The organism is Streptomyces sp. NBC_00597, from assembly GCF_041431095.1.
GTDB lineage: Bacteria > Actinomycetota > Actinomycetes > Streptomycetales > Streptomycetaceae > Streptomyces.
In genome coordinates, this window is the sequence record NZ_CP107757.1 from 2,094,000 (window position 1) to 2,116,197 (window position 22,198).

19 protein-coding genes and 3 pseudogenes are annotated in these 22,198 nt (G+C 70.9%); 10 read left to right on the top strand and 12 right to left on the bottom strand.

Translation table 11 applies throughout. The annotated features are described in order from the left end of the window. Nucleotides 1-10: 10 nt before the first annotated feature. The 3 genes from OG974_RS09040 to OG974_RS09050 form a co-directional block, all read right to left on the bottom strand. Nucleotides 11-454, bottom strand: a complete 444-nt coding sequence (locus tag OG974_RS09040; RefSeq protein WP_327282157.1) for a roadblock/LC7 domain-containing protein — start codon at nt 452-454, stop codon at nt 11-13. Then, entirely contained in the window at nt 454-3,261 is a 2,808-nt protein-coding gene (locus tag OG974_RS09045; protein ID WP_371646102.1) for a nitrate- and nitrite sensing domain-containing protein, read from the bottom strand. The genes OG974_RS09040 and OG974_RS09045 overlap by 1 nt, the downstream gene beginning before the upstream one ends. 82 nt (nt 3,262-3,343) lie before the next feature. Beyond that, nucleotides 3,344-4,150, bottom strand: a complete 807-nt coding sequence (locus OG974_RS09050; protein ID WP_327282159.1) for an MHYT domain-containing protein — start codon at nt 4,148-4,150, stop codon at nt 3,344-3,346. A 208-nt stretch (nt 4,151-4,358) separates the two neighbouring features. Here OG974_RS09050 and OG974_RS09055 point away from each other — a divergent pair, with 208 nt between their 5' ends. Next, on the top strand, nt 4,359-4,958 hold the full coding sequence (locus OG974_RS09055) for a methyltransferase domain-containing protein (RefSeq protein ID WP_327282160.1): 600 nt from the start codon (nt 4,359-4,361) through the stop codon (nt 4,956-4,958). Between the two features lie 72 nt (nt 4,959-5,030). Here the strand turns inward: OG974_RS09055 and OG974_RS09060 are convergent, their stop codons facing one another. After that, a complete protein-coding gene (locus OG974_RS09060) occupies nt 5,031-5,945 on the bottom strand; it encodes an oxygenase MpaB family protein (protein WP_327282161.1) in 915 nt (304 codons plus the stop codon). Nucleotides 5,946-6,080: 135 nt separating this feature from the next. On the opposite strand from OG974_RS09060, the gene OG974_RS09065 reads away from it, so the two are divergent. Both OG974_RS09065 and OG974_RS09070 read left to right on the top strand, forming a co-directional pair. Next, nucleotides 6,081-6,875 carry a hypothetical protein gene (locus tag OG974_RS09065; protein WP_329312902.1) on the top strand — a complete coding sequence of 265 codons (795 nt, stop codon included), beginning with the start codon at nt 6,081-6,083 and terminating at the stop codon, nt 6,873-6,875. Between the two features lie 22 nt (nt 6,876-6,897). Further along, a complete protein-coding gene (locus tag OG974_RS09070; protein ID WP_327286016.1) occupies nt 6,898-7,353 on the top strand; it encodes an SAM-dependent methyltransferase in 456 nt (151 codons plus the stop codon). A 204-nt stretch (nt 7,354-7,557) separates the two neighbouring features. Here OG974_RS09070 and OG974_RS09075 read toward each other — a convergent pair whose 3' ends face one another. Continuing rightward, nucleotides 7,558-7,740, bottom strand: coding sequence for a hypothetical protein (locus tag OG974_RS09075; protein ID WP_327282163.1), 183 nt, complete (start codon nt 7,738-7,740; stop codon nt 7,558-7,560). 209 nt (nt 7,741-7,949) lie between these two features. Here OG974_RS09075 and OG974_RS09080 point away from each other — a divergent pair, with 209 nt between their 5' ends. The 3 genes from OG974_RS09080 (at nt 7,950) to OG974_RS09090 (ending at nt 11,635) form a co-directional block, all read left to right on the top strand. Continuing rightward, a complete protein-coding gene (locus OG974_RS09080) occupies nt 7,950-9,362 on the top strand; it encodes a GAF domain-containing protein (RefSeq protein WP_371646106.1) in 1,413 nt (470 codons plus the stop codon). Between the two features lie 55 nt (nt 9,363-9,417). Further along, nucleotides 9,418-10,941 carry an aldehyde dehydrogenase family protein gene (locus OG974_RS09085; protein ID WP_327282165.1) on the top strand — a complete coding sequence of 508 codons (1,524 nt, stop codon included), beginning with the start codon at nt 9,418-9,420 and terminating at the stop codon, nt 10,939-10,941. Nucleotides 10,942-11,401: 460 nt separating this feature from the next. Beyond that, complete coding sequence (locus OG974_RS09090) at nt 11,402-11,635, top strand: DUF397 domain-containing protein (RefSeq protein WP_328761950.1); 234 nt, start codon at nt 11,402-11,404, stop codon at nt 11,633-11,635. Nucleotides 11,636-11,669: 34 nt separating this feature from the next. Here OG974_RS09090 and OG974_RS09095 read toward each other — a convergent pair whose 3' ends face one another. Next, nucleotides 11,670-12,371: a restriction endonuclease gene (locus tag OG974_RS09095; RefSeq protein ID WP_328761952.1), complete on the bottom strand. Its 702-nt coding sequence runs from the start codon at nt 12,369-12,371 to the stop codon at nt 11,670-11,672. A 468-nt stretch (nt 12,372-12,839) separates the two neighbouring features. Beyond that, nucleotides 12,840-13,031, bottom strand: coding sequence for a hypothetical protein (locus OG974_RS09100; protein WP_327282167.1), 192 nt, complete (start codon nt 13,029-13,031; stop codon nt 12,840-12,842). 651 nt (nt 13,032-13,682) lie between these two features. On the opposite strand from OG974_RS09100, the pseudogene OG974_RS09105 reads away from it, so the two are divergent. Next, a pseudogene (locus OG974_RS09105) lies at nt 13,683-14,108 on the top strand (MFS transporter); the annotation flags it as partial. Nucleotides 14,109-14,203: 95 nt separating this feature from the next. Next, a complete protein-coding gene (locus OG974_RS09110; RefSeq protein ID WP_371646946.1) occupies nt 14,204-15,046 on the top strand; it encodes a hypothetical protein in 843 nt (280 codons plus the stop codon). On the opposite strand, the pseudogene OG974_RS09115 reads toward OG974_RS09110, so the two are convergent. Both OG974_RS09115 and OG974_RS09120 read right to left on the bottom strand, forming a co-directional pair. Next, nucleotides 14,964-15,862, bottom strand: a pseudogene (locus tag OG974_RS09115) (PP2C family protein-serine/threonine phosphatase); the annotation flags it as partial. The gene OG974_RS09110 and the pseudogene OG974_RS09115 sit on opposite strands and share 83 nt — an antisense overlap. A gap of 539 nt (nt 15,863-16,401) precedes the next feature. Beyond that, the gene (locus tag OG974_RS09120) at nt 16,402-17,232 is read right to left on the bottom strand and encodes a hemolysin III family protein (protein ID WP_371646109.1); all 831 of its coding nucleotides are present in this window, start codon (nt 17,230-17,232) and stop codon (nt 16,402-16,404) included. 219 nt (nt 17,233-17,451) lie between these two features. Between OG974_RS09120 and OG974_RS09125 the strand changes: the two genes are divergently transcribed. Next, nucleotides 17,452-18,012: a hypothetical protein gene (locus tag OG974_RS09125; protein ID WP_266442552.1), complete on the top strand. Its 561-nt coding sequence runs from the start codon at nt 17,452-17,454 to the stop codon at nt 18,010-18,012. A gap of 141 nt (nt 18,013-18,153) precedes the next feature. Here the strand turns inward: OG974_RS09125 and OG974_RS09130 are convergent. The 3 genes and pseudogenes from OG974_RS09130 to dhaK form a co-directional block, all read right to left on the bottom strand. After that, a pseudogene (locus tag OG974_RS09130) lies at nt 18,154-18,513 on the bottom strand (tyrosine-type recombinase/integrase); the annotation flags it as partial. Nucleotides 18,514-18,667: 154 nt separating this feature from the next. Continuing rightward, complete coding sequence (locus tag OG974_RS09135; protein ID WP_327282168.1) at nt 18,668-19,144, bottom strand: cupin domain-containing protein; 477 nt, start codon at nt 19,142-19,144, stop codon at nt 18,668-18,670. A 914-nt stretch (nt 19,145-20,058) separates the two neighbouring features. Continuing rightward, complete coding sequence (gene dhaK / locus OG974_RS09140) at nt 20,059-21,063, bottom strand: dihydroxyacetone kinase subunit DhaK (protein WP_327282169.1); 1,005 nt, start codon at nt 21,061-21,063, stop codon at nt 20,059-20,061. 236 nt (nt 21,064-21,299) lie between these two features. Here dhaK and OG974_RS09145 point away from each other — a divergent pair, with 236 nt between their 5' ends. Further along, nucleotides 21,300-22,148 carry an MIP/aquaporin family protein gene (locus OG974_RS09145; RefSeq protein WP_266627217.1) on the top strand — a complete coding sequence of 283 codons (849 nt, stop codon included), beginning with the start codon at nt 21,300-21,302 and terminating at the stop codon, nt 22,146-22,148. Nucleotides 22,149-22,198: the final 50 nt, after the last annotated feature.

Sequence of the window (22,198 nt, forward strand, 5' to 3'; positions counted from 1 at the left end):
GCCGCCGCTCTCAACCCGTGGCCGGCGGGCGCGCCGCGAACCTGGACGGGGTGTACAGGTGCTCGCCGACCCTCTTCACGAGCCGGGCCATCTCGTAGGCGATCAGCCCGATGTCGGCGCTCGCCGCGCTCAGCACGGCCAGGCACGAACCGTCCCCCGCGGCCGCGACGAAGAGGAAACCCTCGTCCATCTCCACCATCGTCTGGCGCACGCCCCCGACGTGGAAGTGTCGGCCCGCGCCCTTCGCCAGACTGTGGAAGCCGGAGGCAACGGCGGCCAGGTGCTCCGCGTCCTCCCGGCTGAGCGCACTGGACGCGCCCACCGCCAGGCCGTCGTTGGACAGGACGACGGCGTGCCGCACCTCGCGTACCCGGACCACCAGGTCGTCCAGCAGCCAGTCCAGCTCGCCGGACCTGCGGACGCCGTCGAGGTTGAATCTCTGGTGCTCGATCATCACGCTTCTCCTTCACTGCCTGCGTGGGCAGAGTTCTCCTGGGCACCGCGGACCCAGCCGGCCCGGTAGGCCGCCATCCGGTCCCGGGCCTGCTCCGGGCTGCGCCCCGGCGGGTCCTCCGGCACGCGCACCCCGTCCGGGGCCTTCGGGTCGGGGGCCTCGCGCAGCTGCGGGACCAGACTGGCCTGGCGTACGCGGCGCGGCAGTTCGGCGGCCATCCGGCCCTCGGGCGCGGAGCCGGAGCCCAGGCCCAGGCCGGGGCCGGAGCCTGGGCCTCCGGCGCGCCGCACGGGCGGTGCCACATCAGCCACCGGAGCCGCCGTCGTGGCAGCGCCCGGGGCAGGGGCCGCCGTGGCCGTCGCAGCCGGTGGGGCCTGCGTACGGGCGCCGACGGCCCCGGCCCCGGCCGCCGCACCGCGCGGCCGCAGGGAGGCCACCGGGGCCGGGCACGGCTCCTCCCGTCCGGGGCTCCGCTCGGGCGCCGGGATGCCGCGCGCGTCGTCCCGTACCGCCGAACGGCGCGCGTCCTGCCGTACGACGGTGATCGCGGGAGGCTGCGGGGTCGCCGCGGCCCGTCCCGCCGGGGTACCGGCCGGGACGTCGAGCTCCGGGTCCGGGGCCGCCGACGCGGGGCCCGTCTCGATCGCGCCCTGGAGCAGGGAGTTCGGCAGGAGCACCACGGCGGTCGTGCCCCCGTACGGCGACGTGCGCAAGTGCACCCGCACCCCGTGCCGGGCCGAGAGCCGGCTGACGACGAAGAGCCCGAGCCGGTCGCTGTCGAACAGGTCGAGGGCCTCGGACTGCTCGATGCGCCGGTTGGCCTCGTGGAGGGACTCGCGGCCCATGCCGAGCCCGCGGTCCTCCACCTCCAGGACGTATCCGGCGCCGACCGGCTCGCCGCTGACGCGGACCTTGGTGTGCGGCGGCGAGAACTGGGCGGCGTTCTCGATGAGTTCGGCGAGGAGGTGCGTGAGGTCGGCGACAGCACCACCGACCACGGCGGCCTCCGCCAGCTGGCGGACCTCTACGCGCGGATAGTCCTCGATCTCGGAGACGGCGGCCCGTACGACGTTCGTCAGCGGGACCGGCATCCGCCAGGCCCGCCCGGGAGCGGCGCCCGACAGGATGATCAGGCTCTCGGCGTGCCGGCGCATCCGCGTCGTGAGGTGGTCGAGGCGGAAGAGGTCGCCGAGGTCACCGGGGTCGTCGGTGCGCCGCTCCATCGAGTCGAGCAGGGTGAGCTGCTTGTGCACCAGGACCTGGCTGCGGCGGGCGAGGTTGACGAACACGCCGCTGACGCCGCTGGCGAGCTCGGCACGCTCGACGGCCGCGCCGAGGGCCGCCCGGTGGACCGTGGCCAGGGCTTCGCCGACCTGGGTGATCTCGTCGTCGGCGGGCGGCGGGGGCGGGGTTTCGGCCTCGACGTCGATGTCCTGGCCGGCCCGTAGCCGGTCCATGGCGTGCGGGAGCTTGCGGTGTGCGATCTCCAGGGCGGTGTTGCGCAGCGAAACGAGTTCCACGACGAGGGCGCGGCCGATGCGGACGGAGATGACGAGGGAGGCGGCGACCGCGGCGAGGCCCAGCAGTACGGCGGCTCCGGCGGTGCTGAGCCCGGCCCGTGCGAAGGGGTCGGTGCGGTCGGCGGCCGCGGCGTGGGCGGCGGCTTCGATCTCGCGCATCGAGGTACTGGTGCTCGTGTACGCGGTGTCCCAGCCGGCCGGGACACCGCGGGCCGGCTCCTTGGCCGCAGCAGCAGCCGCACCCGAACCGGCGCCCGACCCGGCGCCGGCGCCGGCGGCCGAACCCGAACCCGAACCCGACCCGGCGGCCGCTCCCATGGCCGGTACGGCGGCGAGCACCCGGTCCTCGGCAGCGGTCAGCTCGGCGTAGGCGGCGCTCTTGGCCACGGACTGCCAGACGGCCCGCTGGGCGGCGGGCAGGTCGCCGACGGAACCCGCGGTGAGTGCGCGCCGGGTCTCGATGACGCCGGTGAGACGCCGAAGCGATTCGGCGGTGCGCGGGCCGGGCGCGGCGATCAGCGCGTCCTCGCGGGAGAGGAGTTCCGCGGAGCGGGCGAATTCGAGCAGGACGCGCGCTTCGGGGCCGAGTTCGGCCTGCTCGCCTCCGGAGAGGGTGCCGTCGACGGCGAGGGCGGAATCGACGACGCGGGTGTACGTCTCGTACGCCGCGTCCGAGGTTGCGCGTCGGTCCGCGATGTCCTTGCGGGTGGCGCCGAGACCCTCCGCTGCGGCCACGAAGGCCCCGACGCGGACCACGACGTCGGTGCGGAACTCGCCGGACTCTGCGACGGTGTGCCGGTCGCCGAGCCGCAGCCGGCGGACGGCGGCGTCGGTGCGCCGCGCCTGCTGTTCCAGGGCGGCGCCGTGGTCGGCGGCGGGGTCGGCCAGGTAGCGGACGGCGGCGCGCCGTTCGGCCTGGAGCTCGGTGACGGCGGCCGCGACGGGGGTGCGTATCTGCTCGTCGACGTGCTGGACCCGGGTGAGCCGGGCTATGTCCTGGGAGGTGCTGACGGTAGCGAAGCCCCAGAGGGCGAGCAGGGACACGACGGGCACCATCAGGAGCGACACGATCTTCGCCCGGACGGAGGCGGGACGCAGGCTCGGGCGCGGCCGGGGCGGACGGGGCCCTCCGTCGGGGGCGTCCGCCGGGCCGGCAGCGGCGCTCTCCCGGTCTTGCGGTGCCGGCGGTTCCTCGGCGGGCGGTCCGGCGTGGGCCCGGCGGCCGCGTGCCGGGGGCACGGGCAGCTGTGGCGGCGCTGCCTGCGGTGGTCTGCGGGGTGTGCGCATGGGCTCCTCGTTCCGGGGGCGGTCCAGCGGGCGGGTCGGGGCCGGTCGGCGGGCCGGAGCGGGCGGCGCCGCCGGCTTGGGGTTAGCGGGCCGGAGCGGGCGGCGCCGCCCGCTCCGGCGCGTGCCCGCCCAGGTGCCGAGCGGCGGATGCGGAGGCGGCGCGTTCGTCGGCGGTCGGGGAGAGGGCGACGAACGCGGAGGTGATGAAGAGGTACGAGCCGAGCCCCACGGCGAGCGGGAAGATGAACTGCATCGCGGTGGCTCCGGGCAGGGTCTGGTCCGAGGGCACGACACGGACGGCGACCGCCAGCATCCCGGTGTAGTGCATGCTGCTGACGGCGACGCCCATGACGAGCGAGGCGACGGCCACGGCGACCGGCGCCTTGATGTTGAGCGCCGCCCACAGCGCGGCGGTGGCCGCGACGACGGCGATGGCCACCGAGAGCCCGACCAGGAGCGGGTCGTACGAGACGCTGCCGTGCAGGCGCAGGGCGGCCATGCCGAGGTAGTGCATGCTGGCGACGCCGAGGCCGGTGGTGAGCCCCCCGAGGACCAGGGCACGGCCGCGGGCCCGGCCGTAGCCGACGGCGAACACGCCGGCGCCGACGACGAGGACGGCGACGAGCAGGCTGAGGATGGTCAGCGGCACGTTGTAGTGGATCTCGGTGCCGGTGACGTTGAAGCCGAGCATCGCGACGAAGTGCATCGTCCAGATGCCGGTGCCGATGGCGGAGGCCGCGGTGAGGAGCCAGTTGCGGCGGGAGGGTCCGTTCGTGGCGGCGAGCGCGCGGACGGTGCAGCGCAGCCCGAGGGCGGCGCCTATGCACGCCATCACATATGACAGTACGGGTGTCAGCCAGCCATAGGCCGCGTGGTCGAGGTGTCCCATGGCCCCGGGACGCTAGTCCGGGTGAGGGCACGAACAAGGGGCGCATTTCGAAAGAAGCTGGAACTGCTGGAATATGACAGAGCTACGTTCGTCTTCGATCACGCCACGGGCCACCTTGCGCACGCACCGCACGCACAGCACGCACAGCACGCAAAGCTCCCGCCCCGGCACGAGTCCCGCCGCGAGTCCCGTGGAGGATCATGTCCACATGAGCGAAGACCACACGCACGTGCAGGAGTTCTTCGGAGCGCGCGCCGCCGACTGGGACCGGAAGTTCCCCTCCGACGAGCCGGCGTTCACCCGGGCCGTGGCCGAATTCGAGCTGCGCCCCGGGGACCGCGTCCTCGACGCGGGCTGCGGGACCGGGCGCGCACTGACGGCTCTGCGCGCCGCCGTCGGCCCGGGCGGCACGGTGCTCGGCGCGGACCTCACCCCGCAGATGCTGGCCGCCGCGCGGCAGGCGGGGCGGGGCGCCGAGGGCACGCTGCTGCTGACGGACGTGGCCCGACTGCCGCTGCGCGACGGCGTGCTCGACGCCGTGTTCGCCGCCGGCCTCATCGCGCACCTGCCCGACCCGGAGGCGAACCTGCGCGAGCTGGCCCGCGTCGTCCGGCCCGGCGGCCGGCTCGCCCTGTTCCACCCGATCGGGCGAGCGTCGCTGGCGGCACGGCACGGCCGCGCGCTGACGCAGGACGACCTGCGGGCCGAGCACAACCTCGGCCCGCTGCTGGCCGGTGCGGGCTGGGACATGACCTCGTACGCCGACGAGGACGCCCGCTTCCTCGTGCTCGCGGTGCGCCAGCCCTGAGCCGCACACCCCGAACACACCCGTGCACGTGTACGACGGCACCTCGCCCGGGGTCCGGGGAGGTGCCCCGCATCACGCCGGGGGCTGGGCCTCGGCCTCGGCCGGCCGGCGCGGATGCGGCACGGGGCATCCCCCCGAGCCGGGCACGGGAAACGTGCCGAGCTCGCCCACGTCGTAGCCGCGGGGGTAGCCCTTGATCTCCGGGTTCTGCCGGGCGTAGTGCGGGGCCTTACGCGGCGGCAGCAGCCGGACGGCGCGGCCGCGCAGCTTCAGGACGCCCCGGACCAGCCGCTTGACCTGCGGGCGGGGGTCCTCGTAGCGGAACGCGGACAGCAGCGGCTCGTCGAGGAGCGAGAGGCTCAGTGCGCGCACCGCGGGGGCGAGCGGCGCCGGGTACCAGGAGGCCATCAGGCCGATGGTGGAGTCGGCGACCTTGCGGCCGCCCTCGTCCCAGCCGAAATGGGCGTCCTCGTAGGCGTTCAGGGTCTTCTCGAACTCCTCATAGGAGTCCGGGATGTCCGTGATGCCCAAGTGTCGACCGAGTTCGGCGTAGTAGTTCGCGCTGGCCCGGCGCTCATGGTGGGTCATGGGGCGCCAGCCGTAGGCGTCCATCCAACGCACCGGAATCACCACGAACGTGCACAGGACGTAGCGCATGTCCTCGTTGGTGATGTTGTAGGCGCGGTGCATCTGGTTGACGCGGCGGATCGCGGTGCGCGCGGTCTCGCTCTGGAATCCGTGCTCCACGACCGCGTCGAGGAGCAGCGCGGTGTCGTCGTAGCGCTTCTGCGGGCGGTCGGTGAACTCGGCGGTCTCGGCCAGCAGGCGGCCGATGCTGGGGACCGCGTAGGTCCGGAAGAGGGCGAGCTCCAGGGCACGGGTGAAGTCCCAGGGGAACTCGTAGGTGGCGGTGAGCCGGTAGATGGCGAGGAAGTCCTTGTCGGGGTCGAGACGGAGGATCTCCCTCAGCCGGTCGTAACGCTGCACCGGGTGTCCCTTTCTGTGGCGGGTGGCCAACTCTACGTGCAGGTAGCGGGCTTGGAAATCGGCGCCCGCAGGCTCTCGACGCGGGGGTTACCCGCTGGTTAGGGTGCGCCGACGAGAGAGCGACCGGGAGGCCAGGTGTCCGACGAGGAAGGGGGCGGTTCGCTCTATGTGCTGACCGCCGTACTGCTGACCCCCGCACAGTTCCCGGGCATCCTGGGCGACGATTTCCCCGAAGCGTGCTCGCTGCTGGGTGTGGAGCCGGCGGCACAGGGGTATGGGCTGGTGCTCGGCCAGGACGAGGAGGGCGCGCGCTGGACCGTCGTCGTGGACGACGTCTCGCTCGTTGCCATGGCGATCGCCTCCTGGGACTGCGGCATGGAGTACGACCTGTCGCCCGACGAGCGGTCGATCGTGGTGTCGCTGGCGGGCTGGCCGCTGGACCTGTCGGTGGCGACGCCCGGAATCCCGGAGCCGCACGACCCGGAACAGGGTGCCGACGGCACCGGCCGGGTGCCGCTGGCTCCGCCTTCCGCCGAGGCGTGGGGGCCGGTGCAGCGGCGGATGGGCGCGGACCAGATCGCCCGGGAATGGGCCGCCTGGCGGGATCGGGTCGCGACGGACGGCGGAGCGGCGGCCGCGGCGCACCCCGGGCTCGCGCGGGCGCTCAAGGAAGCCCTGGAGTACGTGCAGAGCCCGCCGCCGCCCGGCCGGGTGCGGTCCTCCTTCGCCGGCGAGGGGGCGAGGACGTTGCGGGCGGACGGTCCCGGGTGGTCACTGGTGGCCCGGACCGACGACGCGGCCTTCGTACTGCTGGACGAGGAGCCGAGCGAGGTTCTCGCGGTCCCCCGCGACGGGGACCACGATCAAGGTCTGCCGGAGCTTGCCGAGCTGCTCGCGGCGCTGGACCGTATCGCCGTACGCCCGGCCTGAACCCGAGGGAGACATCGTGCTGGTGGAATCGGAGCCGGTGGCCGTGGTGGTGGGCGGCCGCACGGCAGTGGTCGACGACGACTGGGGCCGGGAGAGGTCCGTGATCCGGCTGGACGCCGGGCGGTTCGGTCCGGAGGCCCTGTACGGGCTGGCGGAGTTCTCGCACCTGGAGGTCGTCTACCACTTCGACCGGGTCCCGGTGGAGAAGATCGAGACGGGCGCACGGCACCCCCGGGGCAACCCGGACTGGCCACTGGTCGGCATCTTCGCCCAGCGCGGCAAGAACAGGCCGAACCGGCTGGGGGTCTCCCGCTGCCGGATCCTGCAGGTGGACGGCCTGGACGTGCACGTGGAGGGCCTGGACGCAGTGGACGGCACGCCGGTCCTCGACCTGAAGCCGTACATGACGGAGTTCGGCCCACGCGGCGAACACGGCCAGCCGGAGTGGGCGACGACGCTGATGCGGGACTACTACTGAACCGTGCCCGCCGCGGCCACCGGGTTCGCCCACGGCCGGGACGCACGCCGGGCACGGAGACGCCGCACGCCGGACACGGAGGCGCCCCACGCCGGGCGTAGCAACCCCGCACGCCGGGCATGGAGCCGCCGCCCGACGGGTCCCCGGGCTCCTGCCCCGGACCGGGCGGTCAGGCGACTCGCCCGCCGGGCCTGCCGGGCCCGCTCAGCGGCCCAGCTGCTTCCTGGACACGCCCCGCAGACGACGCCGCTGGGAGGAGTCCAGCAGCAGGTAGGCGGCCGCCGGCACCCCGATCAGGACCAGCAGTCCCGCCCAGAACCCGACCGTCCAGAACAACACGAGGGCTGCCGCGACTCCGGCAACCGCGACCTTGCCACGCTTGGACATCTGCGGACACCTCCACCTGTCGTCGTCCACTACCCCCTCAACGCCCCGCCCCGGCGAGGCGTTCCCGGGCGCCCGGGCCGTCGGCTCCGGCCGGCAGCACGCCTCGGCGGCTTTTCGGAACGGCGCGTGGCCGACGCAGAGCTTGTCGGGGCCCGGGGCCGGGACGACGATGGGGGCGCTGCGGGTACGCGGCACCTCGGGAGGGTGGCATGGACGATCCGTCGGTGGCGCTGCCGGGCGGGGCCGACCCCGCCGAGCGCACGCGAGTGCTGCGGCGGGCACACACCGCGTTCACGCGGGACGGGCGCTGCGAGGCGGAGGTCCGGCCCGTGATCGCGAAGTCCTGGCGGCGGTGCGCCCGGGCCCGGCTCAGCCCCGACTGCACGCCCCGGGTGGAGCTGGCGGAGGCGGAACTTCGGTCGTACCGGGCGCAGCACCCCCTGGCCCGGGTGATGCCGGTGTTCCGGGAGCTCGTGGGGGCGTTCGCGGCGCACGGGGCCCATCTGCTGGCGGTGTGCGACGCCCGGGGCAGCCTGCTCTGGGTGGAGGGAGAGGCGGCCACGCTGCGGCGGGCGGAGCGGCTCGGCTTCGTCCCGGGCGCGCGGTGGGCGGAGACCGCGATGGGCACGAACGCGCCCGGCACGGCGGTCGCCGTCGGGGAGCCGGTGCAGGTGTTCGGGGCGGAGCACTTCAGCCGCCGGGTCCACCCGTGGACGTGTGCGGCGGCTCCGGTGCGCGATCCCCGTACCGGACGGCTGCTCGGTGCGGTGGACATCACCGGCGGGGACGGCCTGGCCCATCCGCACTCCCTCGCCTTCGTGCAGGCGGTGGCCCGGGCCGCGGAGGCCCAGCTGGCGCTGCTGGACCCGTTACCGCCGCCCGCCGGGGACACCCTGGCCGCCCTCGGCCAGGACGAGGCGCTGCTGGCGGGCGGTGGCGCCGGCCTGCGGCTGGGGCGGCGGCACAGCGAGATCATGGCTCTCCTCGCACACCACCCGACGGGGCTGTCGGGCGAGGAGCTGGCGATCGCACTGTACGAGGACGAATCGGTGTCACCGGTGACGCTGCGCGCCGAAATGTCACGACTGCGGGGACTACTGGGGGACCGCGCTCCGCTCTCGCGCCCGTACCGTACGACGGCGCCGCTGGAGGCCGACTTCACCGTCGTGACCCGCCACCTGGCGGCCGGCGCCGTTTCGGCGGCCCTCCAGCACTACGCGGGCCCGCTGCTCCCCGGCTCGACCGCGCCGGGCATCGTCCGGCTGCGGCGCCGGATCGAGGACCAGGCACGGGCCGCTGTGATCGCCCGGGCGGACGTGGGACTGCTCACCGACTGGGTGTGCACTCCGTGGGGCGCGGACGACGCCGCCGTGTGGCGGGCGCTGGCCGCGGCACTGCCGCCGGAGGCACGCCCGGCCGCGCTGGCCCGCGTCCGCAGCCTCGACAGCGAACTGGGCACCGCGGCCGCGCCCGCGTCCCGCGCCGCACCGGCACCGGCACCGGCACCGGCACCCGATGTCGGTGCCGGTGCCGGTGCCGGTGCCGGTGCCGAACCGACGCGCGCCCGGCGGGAGCCGGTTCGGCCGCGCCGTGCAACGTATCCGCAACCTGCCCGCTCCTAGCCTCCTCCCGAGCGCTGTCCGACGGCGGCCGGCGCCCGGCAAGGGGAGGACCACCATGGCCCGTTACGCTGCGCCCGGTACCGAAGGCGCGCTCATGTCGTACGCGTCCCGCTACGGCCACTTCATCGGCGGCGAGTACGTCGAGCCCGCTCTCGGCCAGTACTTCGCCAACCCCTCCCCCGTCAACGGCCAGACCTTCACCGAGGTGGCCCGCGGCACGGCCGAGGACGTGGAACGGGCACTGGACGCGGCGCATGCGGCGGCGCCCGCCTGGGGGCGCACCTCCGTCGCCGAGCGGTCGACGATCTTGCTGCGCATCGCGGACCGGATGGAGCAGAACCTGGAGGCCCTCGCGGTCGCGGAGACCTGGGAGAACGGCAAGCCGATCCGGGAGACCCTCGCCGCCGACATGCCGCTGGCCATCGACCAGTTCCGCTACTTCGCGGGTGCGCTGCGCGCCCAGGAGGGCGCGCTCAGCCAGCTCGACGACGACACCGTCGCCTACCACTTCCACGAACCGCTGGGCGTGGTCGGGCAGATCATTCCGTGGAACTTCCCGATCCTGATGGCGGTGTGGAAGCTGGCTCCGGCGCTGGCGGCCGGGAACACGGTGGTCCTCAAGCCGGCCGAGCAGACCCCGGCCTCGGTGCACTACTGGCTGAGCCTGGTGGCGGACCTGCTGCCGCCCGGCGTGGTGAACATCGTCAACGGCTTCGGCGAGGAGGCGGGCAAGCCGCTGGCGTCCAGCCCGCGCGTGGCGAAGATCGCGTTCACCGGGGAGACCTCCACGGGGCGGTTGATCATGCAGTACGCGGCGGAGCACCTCAAGCCGGTCACCCTCGAACTCGGCGGCAAGAGCCCGAACCTCTTCTTCGACGACATCTGGACCACTGACGACGACCTGCGCGACAAGGCCCTGGAGGGCTTCACCATGTTCGCCCTGAACCAGGGCGAGGTGTGCACGAGCCCCTCGCGCGCGCTGATCGAGCGCGGCCGGTACGGGGACTTCCTCGACGCGGCCGTTGCCCGTACCGAACTGATCGTGCCGGGACACCCGTTGGACACGGACACGATGATCGGCGCGCAGGCCTCCGAGGAGCAGCTGCGGAAGGTCCTGTCGTACGTGGAGATCGGCCGGACGGAAGGCGCGAAGATCCTCACGGGCGGGCAGCGGATCGACCAGGACGGGGAGCTGGCGGGCGGCTTCTACGTTCAGCCGACCATCTTCGAGGGGGACAACCGGATGCGGATCTTCCAGGAGGAGATCTTCGGCCCGGTGGTGTCCGTGACCTCCTTCCATGACTTCGACGACGCCATTCGCATCGCCAACGACACGGCGTACGGCCTGGGCGCCGGCGTATGGACGCGCGACATCAACACGGCTTACCGCGCGGGCCGCGCGATCCAGGCGGGCCGCGTCTGGACGAACTGCTACCACGCCTACCCGGCCCACGCGGCATTCGGCGGCTACAAGCAGTCGGGCATCGGCCGGGAGACCCACAAGATGATGCTGGAGCACTACCAGCAGACGAAGAACTTTCTAGTAAGCTATTCCCCCAAGAAGATCGGCTTCTTCTAGAAGTTGAGCACGGTGCCTGACCTGCACAAACGACCGGCCAGGATCCGTGCCCTCGTCTCGCAACAGCTACCGAAGCCGCGTGATTCCAGGGTTCATTTCCCTCCGGAATCCAACTTCATAGAGAAGATCCGGGCCAGTCACGGACCAGCGCGATCGCCGGTCCACCGCGCATACCAGCAGACACTGGCCGTCTTCGGACCCCGTAGCCACCGTCCACGCCGCCTGCGCAGTGAACGACCCACCCCAGACGTCGAGCAGAAGGCGTCAGCACCCGGAAACCGGCGGCGTTGAGCATGGCGGCCACTAGTGACCTGACCACACCGTGTCCCACAGGGGACACGACCCCGAGATCAAGAACCCATTCCGCAAACCACACCGGGGTGCAGTCGGCCGTCTACGGCGAACCCGCAATGTCACTCATCAGAGCAGCAATCGATCATTTCAGCCATCAGGAGAGGTAGTGCCCGAAGGCGGCCCCAACTGGCGGACCAGCTCGTACACCGGAACCGAAACGTGCGTCGAGGTCGCGAGCGATACGCCTGGTTGTGTCATGGTCCGCGACACCAAACGCCGGGACGGCGGCACCATCACGGTGGGGCCCCCTCGGCGTGGTCTTCATTCGTCGAGTACAGCAGGGCCTGCCAGCCCCAGCCCCGTGCAGGAGGAGCCAGCAGCCGCCAACGGCACGGGCTGACGGCCGGCTGCCAGAAGCCAACCCGCCAACAGCGCTACTCGTACGTATTCTTCCGCAGGGCGCGGTGTCGGCGGTCGCCCTGGCCGGCTCCGTTCACCGCTGTGAGTGACGAGAGTGCCGCTCCGTGGTTCCACAGACCCAAATGATCACGGTGGACGGCGAGGACACCGTTCTGCACGGCACAGCGTTCGGCGGGGCCACTGAAGTACGTGTTGGTGACGAAGAGGGCGACCTCGGCCTTGAAGTGCACCTGTGACCCGAGGAGGTTGCGGACCTCTCCGCTTGAGATCTTCCGCTTCGGGTTGTACCGCTTGCACTGGATCACCATCGTCCGGCCGTCGGGCAGCTGGCCGCGCACGTCGGCTCCATCGTCGCCCGTGCGGCCGACGCGGCGGACATCCGCACATCCGTCCCGCCTACAGAGGTCGGCCACAAAGTCCTCGAACTGCGTGCCGTCCATCACGTCCACCTCGGCAAGCGTTCGGTGGCCGACGCTGACCGCTCCGTCGTGACGCCATCGCCGGTCGCTGCTCCTGATGAGACGGTCCGTCCTCCACAGCCACCAAGCGCTGCCGCCAACAACCCCGAGGAGTAACACTCCGACCAGGTAAGGCCAGATCGCCGACCAGAAGGTAACGAGCAACGCCAGGACGATGAAACCACCCCACGCGCCCGCTTTGAGCCGGGCCTCCCGGCGCTTCTGTGATGCCGATCGGCGCCTCTTGCGTACTGCCACGCAGTACCTCCCCGTCTCCCATCAGCAGTCTGGGCGCGGCGACGCCTGCCAGTAAGGGGCGCCCGTCAGCCATGGCTCGATCCATGCGGCCCGGTGGCACCCACCGGCAACGTGCTCAACGGCGGCTTGGACGTCCTCGTGGCCGAGGCCGAGGAACGCTTGTGTCATCCCCTCGGACCGCTGGCCGGGCGGGTTCCGAGGGCTTTTGCGGCGGCGGTGATCGACAGTGCAACAAGTGGTGCGAAGAGGGTGGGGTAGCCACCGAGAGGGCCTGCCAGGACTGCGCCGACGAAGGGGGCGAGCGCGGCTGCAGCGTGTGCGGGCGCGCCGAGGAGCCCGGAGAGCCAGCCGTACTGGGTGGTGCCCCAGCGGTCGGTGACGGCGTGGGCCCCGCGCTCCTTCCAGCCAAAGTGTCCAAGCTCCGTGCCCATCCGTAGTACCGACGGGCACGGAGGCAGCGCATGCCACCTAAAGGAGTAGGAACATCAGCGCCAACATGCAGACGCCGAAGGCCGACACGAAGCCGCCAGCGCCGTAGGCGGCGGACTCCAGCACGGTGCCCCCTTCGCTGCTCTTGAGGAGCGCGGCCACCACCGCAACAAGGAGCGACAGAAGCACGGCAAAGCAGACAGAGATGATCTTGCGTTCCCGACTGGTCAACGACCTGCCCTTCCGAGGGGAAGGCGGTCTGGGCGCAGAGCACCGGGCCAGACCGCCATGAATGGCGATCACCGAACCGCCTCATGCACGGTTCAACCTGGTGCCCCTACAAGGTGAGCTGTCGGGTGCGGGCTTGATGGCCCGGCCGCAATCCTGGACTGCGTCTTAACCCCAAGGCCCTGCGCGGGAGGGCCGTACTTCCTTGTCCATCGCTCCGGCCGCACAGCCGCGCTCCTACGCGGGCTTGGTCGACTTGGCGCAGCTAGCCGGACTCGGGGAATTCTGCGCCAGTGCCAACGGCAGCGAATCACCAGCATGGTTGGACGAATGTGTGCGCGAAGTGGCACTCGTCACAGCCGAACTTGGAGCATATGGCTACCTCCGTCCAGAGAGCCGCCCAACTGCAGGCGTACGGGGCTGTTCGGCCCGAGGAGATGGCTGATGCGCTCGATGATCCGGACCACACGGTCCACCCCCTGGAGATCGCCGGTACGGATCGCGGCCCGGTACACGCGAGTCGATGCCGGTGAGCTTCAGGTCGATGGCATCGGTGCGGCGTTGGTGATGGTGGCTCGTACAGCCCAGGTGAGGTGGCCCAGGAACGTTTCCCCGGGCCCCGCACCCACCTCCGTGATCTCGTAGTGAAGAGGCGGGGGACTCCGAGGGCGCACCCTGTACACAAGCCTGTCGGCCCGCACATCCGTCACGACCCGCACGGCCACCCTCATCGCCCTCGGCGGCGCAACCACAGCCGCTCTCGCCCTCATCCCAGGCCCGATGCCCCTGCTGGTCATCCTCGCGGTCCTGGCGGGAATCGTCCGCGGCAACCTCACCTCCTCCAGGCCACCGCCGTCACCGACCGCTGGGGCACCACGCACTACGGCCGCCTCTCCGGCCTCCTCGGCTCCCCCGCCCACATCGCCGCAGCCCTCGCCCCCCTGGGCCGGCGCCGCCCTCGCCGGACCGCTCGGCGGATACGCGCACCTCTTCGCAGCCCTTGCCGCCCTGTCACTCATCTCGACGATTCTTACGGTCATATGCCCGATGAAGGTGCAGACGGCGCGTAACTGGGGATAACCAGGGCGAGACGAAGGGAGTACTGATGCAAGAGAAGTCTCTGAAACAACTCCTCGCAGGGATTCGGACCCGACGGCGACGATGCGCTCCCCCTGATGGAGCGTGCGCGGGACGCGATACGGGAGGATCTGGCCGACGAGTTCCCCAATCTCACCGTAGAAGTCGTCGGGCGACGGCGGGCCGTGCTCGTACGGTTCGGCGACCCGGTGACCGCGGGCCAACCAGACTTCACAGCCGACGTGATGACCGCGATCCCGCACCGTTCCGGCAAGGGCCTCTTCATCCCCAACATGGAGATCGCCGACAAGTGGGACCGGGCCGATCCGATCACGCACACCGAGATGGTGCTGGATGACATCGACAAGACAGAGAACACGTTCGCCCGGACGGTGCGACTGCTGAAGCACTGGAACTGCACCCACAGCAAGCCGCTCTGCTCCTGGAACATCAAAGCGCTCGCGCTGGAGTGCATCACGTCCCCGATGCCTCTGGCCGAGGCACTCCAAGCCTTCTTCACCCACGCGGTCCAGGAGCTCAAATCCAGGCAGACGGACGACCCGGCCGGTGTCGCCGGCCTCATTCCGCTCAACCTGCCGATCAGCGAGGTCCGCAAACGACTCGACACAGCCCGGGAATACATAGACCTCGCCATAGCACGAGGCCGAGAACCGACCGCTGAGCGCCCAGCACGTCCTGAGCAAGGTCTTCCCCGAGATCGTTCCGGATACGGACCCCACCCAGGAGGAGGCCGCCCGGCTCCGCCGAGACGTGATCCTCACCGGGAGCGCAGCATCCGGACTCGGGCTGGTGGTCCCTCGAGTTACCCCCACTCGGGCCTGGGCGCCGCAGCTGGATACCGAAAGGGAGATCCACCTCGGGAACCACCTCCTCAACCCTCTCCTGTCTCAGGAGCAGCGGCCAAGGATGCCCCGCGTTGACGAACTGAGTGGTCCCGTCGAGCAGGCTGACGCGCAGCAGCTGCCCGGTGACGAAGCCCCGCCTGCCGTGGTCGATGACGGCCCGGTTGGCCTCAAGGCCTGTACTTCGAGCTCGGCGCCGGCACGCCTGGCCCTGCGAAGGGCGCCCACTGCGAGAGTGGCGAGTAGCGCGGCTTCCACGTCGTGGCCCATGGCATCGGTGACGGAGAGCTGCATGGTGTCGCGGTCGACGACGTAGTCGAAGGTGTCGCCGCCGACATGCGTCGCCGGTTCCAGTGCTCCGGCGACCGTGAACTGGGCCGCCTCACAGGCCAGGGAGGTGGGGAGAAGCCGGTGCTGGATCTCGGCCGCCAGGTTCAGGGGCCGCGTACGACGGCCCCACTGGTAGACATCGGTGAAGGACCGGTTCGCGATGACGATGTAGGCCAAGGCATCCGCGGTCGCACCGATCTGCCTCATCGCGTCCTCATCGGGGCGATCCGGTAGAAAGAGTTCGAGCAGGCCGATGGCGTCGCCGCGGTTGGTGACGGGCGCCACGGCCCTGACCAAACTGTTGCCCTCTCGCTGGAGGGCCGGCCGCTGTGTGCGCAACACGTCCGCGTAGAGGGTACCGGGCAGAGCGACGCGCTCAGGGGGCTCGTCGGACTCGACGCTGTCGGCTGCCCCGAGCCGCACCACCGACGACCCGGTGAAGTCGACGATCAGGAACGAAACCGCAGCAGCGTTCAGGCGGTCCCTGAGCATCCGTGCGACGACGTCCAGTGACTCGACGGGAGAGGCGGCTTCCGCTGCCGCGAGCGTGCCCGCGAGGTCCATTTCCACCAACTGCTCACCGTCGGCGCGCCTCTGATTGGCGCCTGGATCTCGCTCCTCGGTTGGGGGCATGACCGCTCCTGTCCTCCTCCGACGCCGTTGGCCAGCCGCCCCTCCCGACCGTCCTCAACCCTGCCCGAGGACCCGCACGCCAGGTGGCTGCTGCTGCCCGTGCAGGCCGCGCTGCCTGACTGGTTCACCCGGACAGCAGGCATCGGCCCTACTCGGGGACGCCGCGCGGCCACCGGCATAGCGCTCATGCCCGGAATCCTCTGAGGACTCGGTTGCGAGGCAAGCACCGGGGCATGGGGATGGACGAGTCAAGCCGGCGGTGTGGCTGTGGCCGCCGCCTTCGAGCTGAGAATGAGTCAAAGCCGCTCCCCAGTTCACCACCGACGGTGAAACGGCTGACCACCGCTACCTGTCCGCCGTCGGCAACCACTACCTCTCTCTCCGCCGCCCCCTCGCACCCTGACCCGAAGCCGGCCGGCAACTCGCCCGCCCCACGCCGACAGCTGCCCCGAGTCGGAACATTGCCGTGGTCAGTAGACGGCGATGGAGATGGCGATGTAGTGCGCGGTGAAGGCTGCCACGGTCAGGGCGTGGAAGACCTCGTGGAAGCCGAACCAGCGGGGCGAGGGGTCGGGGCGCTGGAGGGCGTAGACAACCGCGCCCGCGCTGTAGAGGAGCCCGCCGGTCACGATCAAGGCGAGTACGGCCGCCCCGCCACTGTCCAGGAAGTCGGGCAGGTATCGCACCGGTGCCCAGCCCAGGGCCAGGTAGCAGGGGGTGTACAGCCAGCGGGGAGCTCCGACCCACAGGACACGGAAGGCGATGCCGGCCAGAGCGCCCATCCACACGATCCACAGCAGGACGGACCGCTGGTCAGGGGGGAGAAGGAGCACGGAGAGTGGGGTGCAGGTGCCGGCGATGATCAGGAAGATGTTGGCGTGGTCGAGGCGGCGCAGAACGGCCTCACCGAGTGGTCCCCAGGTGCCGAGGTGGTAGACGGCGCTCGTCCCGAACAGCAGCCAGGCGGTGACGGAGTACACGGTGCAGGCCAAGACTGCCTGCGGTGTCCCTGCCAGGCAGATGAGGACGATATCCGCGCCCAGCGAGGCGGGCACCATGCCGGCGTGAAGCCAGCCCCGTAGCTTCGGCTTGATCGGTTCGACCAGCTCGGCCGCCCGCTCGACCAGGTCGGCAACCGGGTGGGAGTCCTCGGGGGCCTTCTCACGGTGCGATCCGGAGGGAGGGCCACTTGCCTCGTTCCCTCCGACCGTCGGTGCGGAAGACACACCGCCGGTTTCGATGTCGTCGCGGGACACTGCTTCCCTTCCTGCCTCGGACTGCTGGGCGTCACTGGCAACCATGTGCTCATGCTAGGAGCCCCCGCAGCAGCATGGTCCGAGGCCTGCCTCGGACCACCGGGCCGGCACCGCCGGAGGTGGCCTGTTCAGCCGCCCCATGGTTCCGGTCCTGGGGGCCTGCCACCAACTGGGGCCGTGGAAGCCGTGTAAGTCGGCGGGCCAAGGGAACGATCAGGGTCCTCCGAACGGGCCTCTCCGCTCTCCTACGTTCAAGGACCGCCGATGCTTCCCGAGTTCCGCTCCCACGCATCCGCCCCCCTTTCCCACCAGCTGGAACAGCGACTGGGACTGGACCCGCGCCTCGAAGCGGGCCGAATCGACGTGGAGCGCGTCGCCGACATCGCCGTCGTCGCATCCGCCCACTCCGACGGGTACGCGGCCACCGCGCACCTCCTCGGACTGCTGGCCGCGCTCCCCGCTCCCACCGAGGCCGGAGAACGCTTCTGGTCGGACCTGTGGAGGTCCTCGGGCTCCCTCTACCTGCTGCCCGCCAACATCAAGACATTCGTGCTGAGTTCGCTGGCCGGAGAAGGCACCGGTCTGGCCGGGCAGATCCTCTCGGCTGTCGACGAGATGACCCCGCCCCAGCGCGTCGCAGCCGGAGAGGTCATCGGCCAGGCACTCGCCGAGTCCGACCACCTCCCCGACCTCAAGACGCAGGTCATCGGCGAGCTGTGGCTCCGGGACCTCGAACTCACCGCCTGGCGCGTCCTGCACGCGGACCACAAATCAGCTGATCCGGCTGAACGGAAAGCCTTCCTCGACGCATGGAGGCGTGTCTGACCGCCCGGTTTCCTCTCGACACAGCACGGCCGTACACGAGCCATCGACGAGCGCCACCGGTGCTGTTCGGGCCCAACGGCACCCAGCGAGCCGGTGAGGGGAGGAAGGCGTGACGCCTCCCTCCCCTCACCCCACCGATCGTCAAGCGCCCTTCGCCTGCCTCTTCACCGCTCCCTTGACGCGGGCAGCGCGTACCCGGGCGTCGATGCCCCCGGCGACCTCCTGCTGGCGTTCGTCGTCGGAGTGCTGGTAGATCATCGCGGCCTTCTCCGAGGACTGCCACGGCGCGGACCATCGTGTCCTTGAGGGTCGCGCCGGACTGGGTGGAGAGGGTGTGCCCGGTGTGGCGCAGGTCGTAGAAGCGGAAGTCCTTCGGCAGGCCGACCTTCGCGCGAGCCTTGGCCCACTTCCGGCCGAAGGTCGTGCGCCGGAACGGCGCACCCTTCCCCCTATGAACAGCAGCCCGTCGGGCTCCTTCTCCGCGAACCAGTCCAGGTGCCGCCATCACCAGCAACGTCGCATAAGTGCCGGCGCCGATCAGGACCTCGGATTCTCTGAACTAGCGACAGCCCGGGCGTACGGGCGGGAGGGAAGATCGTGATTCTCTCGGCTCGCCTCGGGGCCAGGAACTACTGTCGCGATAAGCCCTCGCCGGTCAGGCATGCTCGTCCGATGGCTGCTGGGCAGGCTGGACCGACCAGCTTGTCGGCTCGTCGTCGCCTGAGTCCTCGTCGCGCTCCGCGTCGGCAGCTGTCGCATGGATCTTGCCCGACGCGTGGTGGACCGGCGCGTATACGGCGTAGAGCTGCAGGGTCTCGTCACCGATGTTGGTGACGTTATGCCAAGTGCCGGCGGGCACGAAGATTGCCCAGCCATCCTCGACCTCCCGGTCGAAGTCGAGTCGGTCCTTCGTGCGGCCCATCTGGACGCGGCCCCGGCCTGCGTCGAGTCGTAGGAATTGGTCAGTCTCCGGGTGCGCCTCCAAGCCGATGTCCTCACCCACCGGGATCGACATGAGGGTCAACTGAAGGTACTTCCCAGACCAGGCGACCGCGCGATAGTTCGTGTTCTCGAGCGTCGCCTTCTCGAGGTCGAAGCTTTGAGGTTCCGGCCCGATGTCCTTGATGGTCATACGTGTCTCCCGGTCAACGAAGGCGATACGCGGTCGCGGTCTTGCGCCAGCCCACGTCAACATTCTCAGAGCCCCAGGTTCTTCTGGCCACAGGTACGCGAGCCGCTACCGCACAAGCGGCCGCGACCCATTGCCACATTCCGCTGTACGTCCGGTCGTGTAGTCGACCGGGTTCGTGCAGTCGATGACAGTCTTGCCGGCCAAGCGCCGACGCAACACCTCCATGATCGAGTGCCCGTCCGCGCACTCCAGCACGATCCGCGACCGCTGAGCCAGAGCCTGGGTCGATGCATGACAACGCACCCAGCCCTCCAGCACAGCCCGCTGGGCGATCGATTGCCGGTCAACACTTCTCGTCGCGCATCTCGTCCTCGTGGCCCTTGCCCGGCGCCGGGTGCTATTGCGGAACTGGATTCCTCCCGCCAGGATGACACGTTGCGTGATGTTTCGCGTCATTTGTGTCACCTGGTGTGGTGGGCGAGCGACGCCGGGACGCAGGTGGCCGGGTCGGCGTGCGGGGCATGCGCGCACCACCCACGATGGGCGACGTACCCATCCGCTGCCACCCGTCAGGAGCACCCATGCTGGAGCGCACACCGGGCTTTCGCGCGCCACTTGCACCAGGCGAGCGTGCGGGCTTCTCCCATCGCGCCACAAAGCCGGGCACGTAACCACCCACCCAGGCCCACTGGTTCGCGACGATGGGCTCCGGACCCTCGCCCCTGGCGCGACAGGAGAGACGCGCCGCGTCCGACACGTGGGCGGGCGCCCACCCTTCGGCAGAGGATCACAACTAGTGATGAGGGGGATGCAGACGTGCCCTGGGTCAGGGACTACGTGCGGTCGGACGGCACGCCGGCCGGAGCCCATGTCCGGCTCCCGGCGGATGCGCGGCGGGAGACCGCCTGGGGGGGTCAGCGGCCCCAACGCAGCGCTACCGTCTGCACCGGTGCGTCCCACAGCCGCAGCATTTCCTCGTCGGCCCGGCACAGCGTCACCGAGCACCCCGCCATGTCCAAGGAGGTGACGTAGTTCCCCACGAGGGTCCGGGCCACCGGGACGCCCCGAGCCGCCAGCACCCGGGCCACCTCCGCGTGGAAGCCGTACAGCTCCAGCAGCGGCGTTGCGCCCATCCCGTTCACCAGGGCCAGTACCGGCCCGTCGACAGGGGCCGCCTTCGCCATGTCCTCCAGCACGGAACCCACCGCGAACTCCGCGATCTCCCCCGCCGGCATCATGGGGCGCCGCTCCCGGCCCGGCTCCCCGTGGATCCCGATGCCCAGCTCCAGCTCGCCGTCCGGCAGATCGAAGGTGGGACTGCCCTTGGCGGGGGTGGTGCAGGCGCTCAGCGCCACGCCGAAGCTGCCCGAGGCCTCGTTGACCCGCCGGGCGACCGCGGCGACCTGCTCCAGCGGCGCGCCCTCCTCCGCCGCCGCCCCGGCGATCTTCTCGACGAAGAGCGTGGCCCCCGTGCCGCGACGCCCGGCCGTGTAGAGGCTGTCGGTCACGGCAACGTCGTCGTTGACCAGCACCCGCTCGACCCGGATGCCGTCCTCCTCGGCGAGTTCGGCGGCCATGTCGAAGTTCAGGACGTCCCCGGTGTAATTCTTGACGACGAACAGCACCCCCTGGCCGGAGTCCACGGCCTTGGCCGCCCGCACCATCTGGTCGGGCACGGGGGAAGTGAACACCTCGCCCGGACAGGCGGCGGACAGCATTCCGTGTCCGACGAAGCCGGCGTGCAAGGGCTCGTGTCCGGAGCCGCCACCGGAGACGAGACCGACCCGCCCGCCCTGCCGCGCGTCCCGCCGTACGACGACCCGGGCGTCGGCGTCCACGTCCAGTTCCGGGTGGGCCGCGGCCAGCCCTCGCAGGGCGTCCGCGACCACGGTCTGCGGACTGTTGATCAACATCTTCATCGTGTGCCTCCCGGTCGGAGCCGGCGATCCATACGAACAGTGTGCTGCCATGCCGCGGACATCCGCGAGAACTGGGGCGACCGCCTCGGAGAAGGATTGAGGAATCCGAGCGGGCACCGGCCTCCGCGGGGCCGGACCGGCCTCGCCTTTCAGGTACGGGCGACCCGTCTTACGCTGAACCGGGGGGCTCGGGGCAGTCGAATGCCGGTCTTCGGACCGGCGGGAAGCGGGCACCCATGAAGGAGCGCCTCAAAGCACATGGGTTGGTCGGCGAACTCTCGGCCGAATTCGCCGGCACCATGATCCTCATCCTCTTCGGCTGTGGTGTCGTGGCCCAGGTGGTCGCCGGCGGAGCCCTGACGGACCCCGCGGGCGGCCTCGGAAACCACGACAGCATCGCCTGGGCCTGGGGTCTCGGCGTGACCCTGGGCGTCTACGTCGCGGCGAGGCTGAGCGGTGCTCACCTCAATCCCGCGGTGACCCTCGCCCTTGCGGCCTTCAAGGGCTTCCCGTGGAAGAGGGTCGCCCCCTACGCGCTGGCCCAGCTGGCCGGAGCCTTCGTGGCGGCCCTGATCGTCCGCTGGAACTACACCGAGGCGCTGGCCAAGGCCGACCCCGGTCACACCATCAAGACGCAGGTCGTCTTCTCCACGCTCCCGGCCAACGGAAACACCAACCTGCCGGTGACCGAGTGGGGCGCACTGCGCGACCAGATCATAGGCACCGCGATCCTGCTGATGCTGATCTTCGCGGTCACGGACCTGCTGGGCACGCCTCCCGGCGCCAACCTGGCCCCGTTCATCGTCGGCCTGATCGTCGTGGCCATCGGCATGGCGTGGGGCACCAACGCCGGGTACGCAATCAACCCGGCCCGTGACCTCGGCCCCCGGCTGGCCAGCTTCCTCACCGGGTACGGAGGGGCCTGGAGAGATCAGTACGGGAACTTCTACTTCTGGGTGCCGATCATCGGCCCGTTCATCGGCGGTGTGCTGGGTGCGGGTATCTACAAGCTCCTCATCGGCCGGTTCCTGCCGACCGCCGAACCGGAGCCTCCCGGACGCGTACCGGCACCGGAGGAGAGCTGACCGGATCCGGGGCGGGCGGAACACGGCACGGCACGGCACGTCCGTTCATC

Excerpts from the sequence above, each read along its gene's own strand:
- OG974_RS09120 (WP_371646109.1), bottom strand. The coding sequence starts at position 17,232 with ATGGTTGCCAGTGACGCCCAGCAGTCCGAGGCAGGAAGGGAAGCAGTG.
- OG974_RS09045 (WP_371646102.1), bottom strand. The coding sequence starts at position 3,261 with ATGCGCACACCCCGCAGACCACCGCAGGCAGCGCCGCCACAGCTGCCC.
- OG974_RS09125 (WP_266442552.1), top strand. The coding sequence starts at position 17,452 with ATGCTTCCCGAGTTCCGCTCCCACGCATCCGCCCCCCTTTCCCACCAG.
- dhaK (WP_327282169.1), bottom strand. The coding sequence starts at position 21,063 with ATGAAGATGTTGATCAACAGTCCGCAGACCGTGGTCGCGGACGCCCTG.
- OG974_RS09135 (WP_327282168.1), bottom strand. The coding sequence starts at position 19,144 with ATGACCATCAAGGACATCGGGCCGGAACCTCAAAGCTTCGACCTCGAG.
- OG974_RS09080 (WP_371646106.1), top strand. The coding sequence starts at position 7,950 with ATGGACGATCCGTCGGTGGCGCTGCCGGGCGGGGCCGACCCCGCCGAG.
- OG974_RS09110 (WP_371646946.1), top strand. The coding sequence starts at position 14,204 with ATGGAGCGTGCGCGGGACGCGATACGGGAGGATCTGGCCGACGAGTTC.
- OG974_RS09085 (WP_327282165.1), top strand. The coding sequence starts at position 9,418 with ATGGCCCGTTACGCTGCGCCCGGTACCGAAGGCGCGCTCATGTCGTAC.
- OG974_RS09075 (WP_327282163.1), bottom strand. The coding sequence starts at position 7,740 with ATGTCCAAGCGTGGCAAGGTCGCGGTTGCCGGAGTCGCGGCAGCCCTC.
- OG974_RS09050 (WP_327282159.1), bottom strand. The coding sequence starts at position 4,150 with ATGGGACACCTCGACCACGCGGCCTATGGCTGGCTGACACCCGTACTG.
- OG974_RS09145 (WP_266627217.1), top strand. The coding sequence starts at position 21,300 with ATGAAGGAGCGCCTCAAAGCACATGGGTTGGTCGGCGAACTCTCGGCC.
- OG974_RS09055 (WP_327282160.1), top strand. The coding sequence starts at position 4,359 with ATGAGCGAAGACCACACGCACGTGCAGGAGTTCTTCGGAGCGCGCGCC.
- OG974_RS09040 (WP_327282157.1), bottom strand. The coding sequence starts at position 454 with ATGATCGAGCACCAGAGATTCAACCTCGACGGCGTCCGCAGGTCCGGC.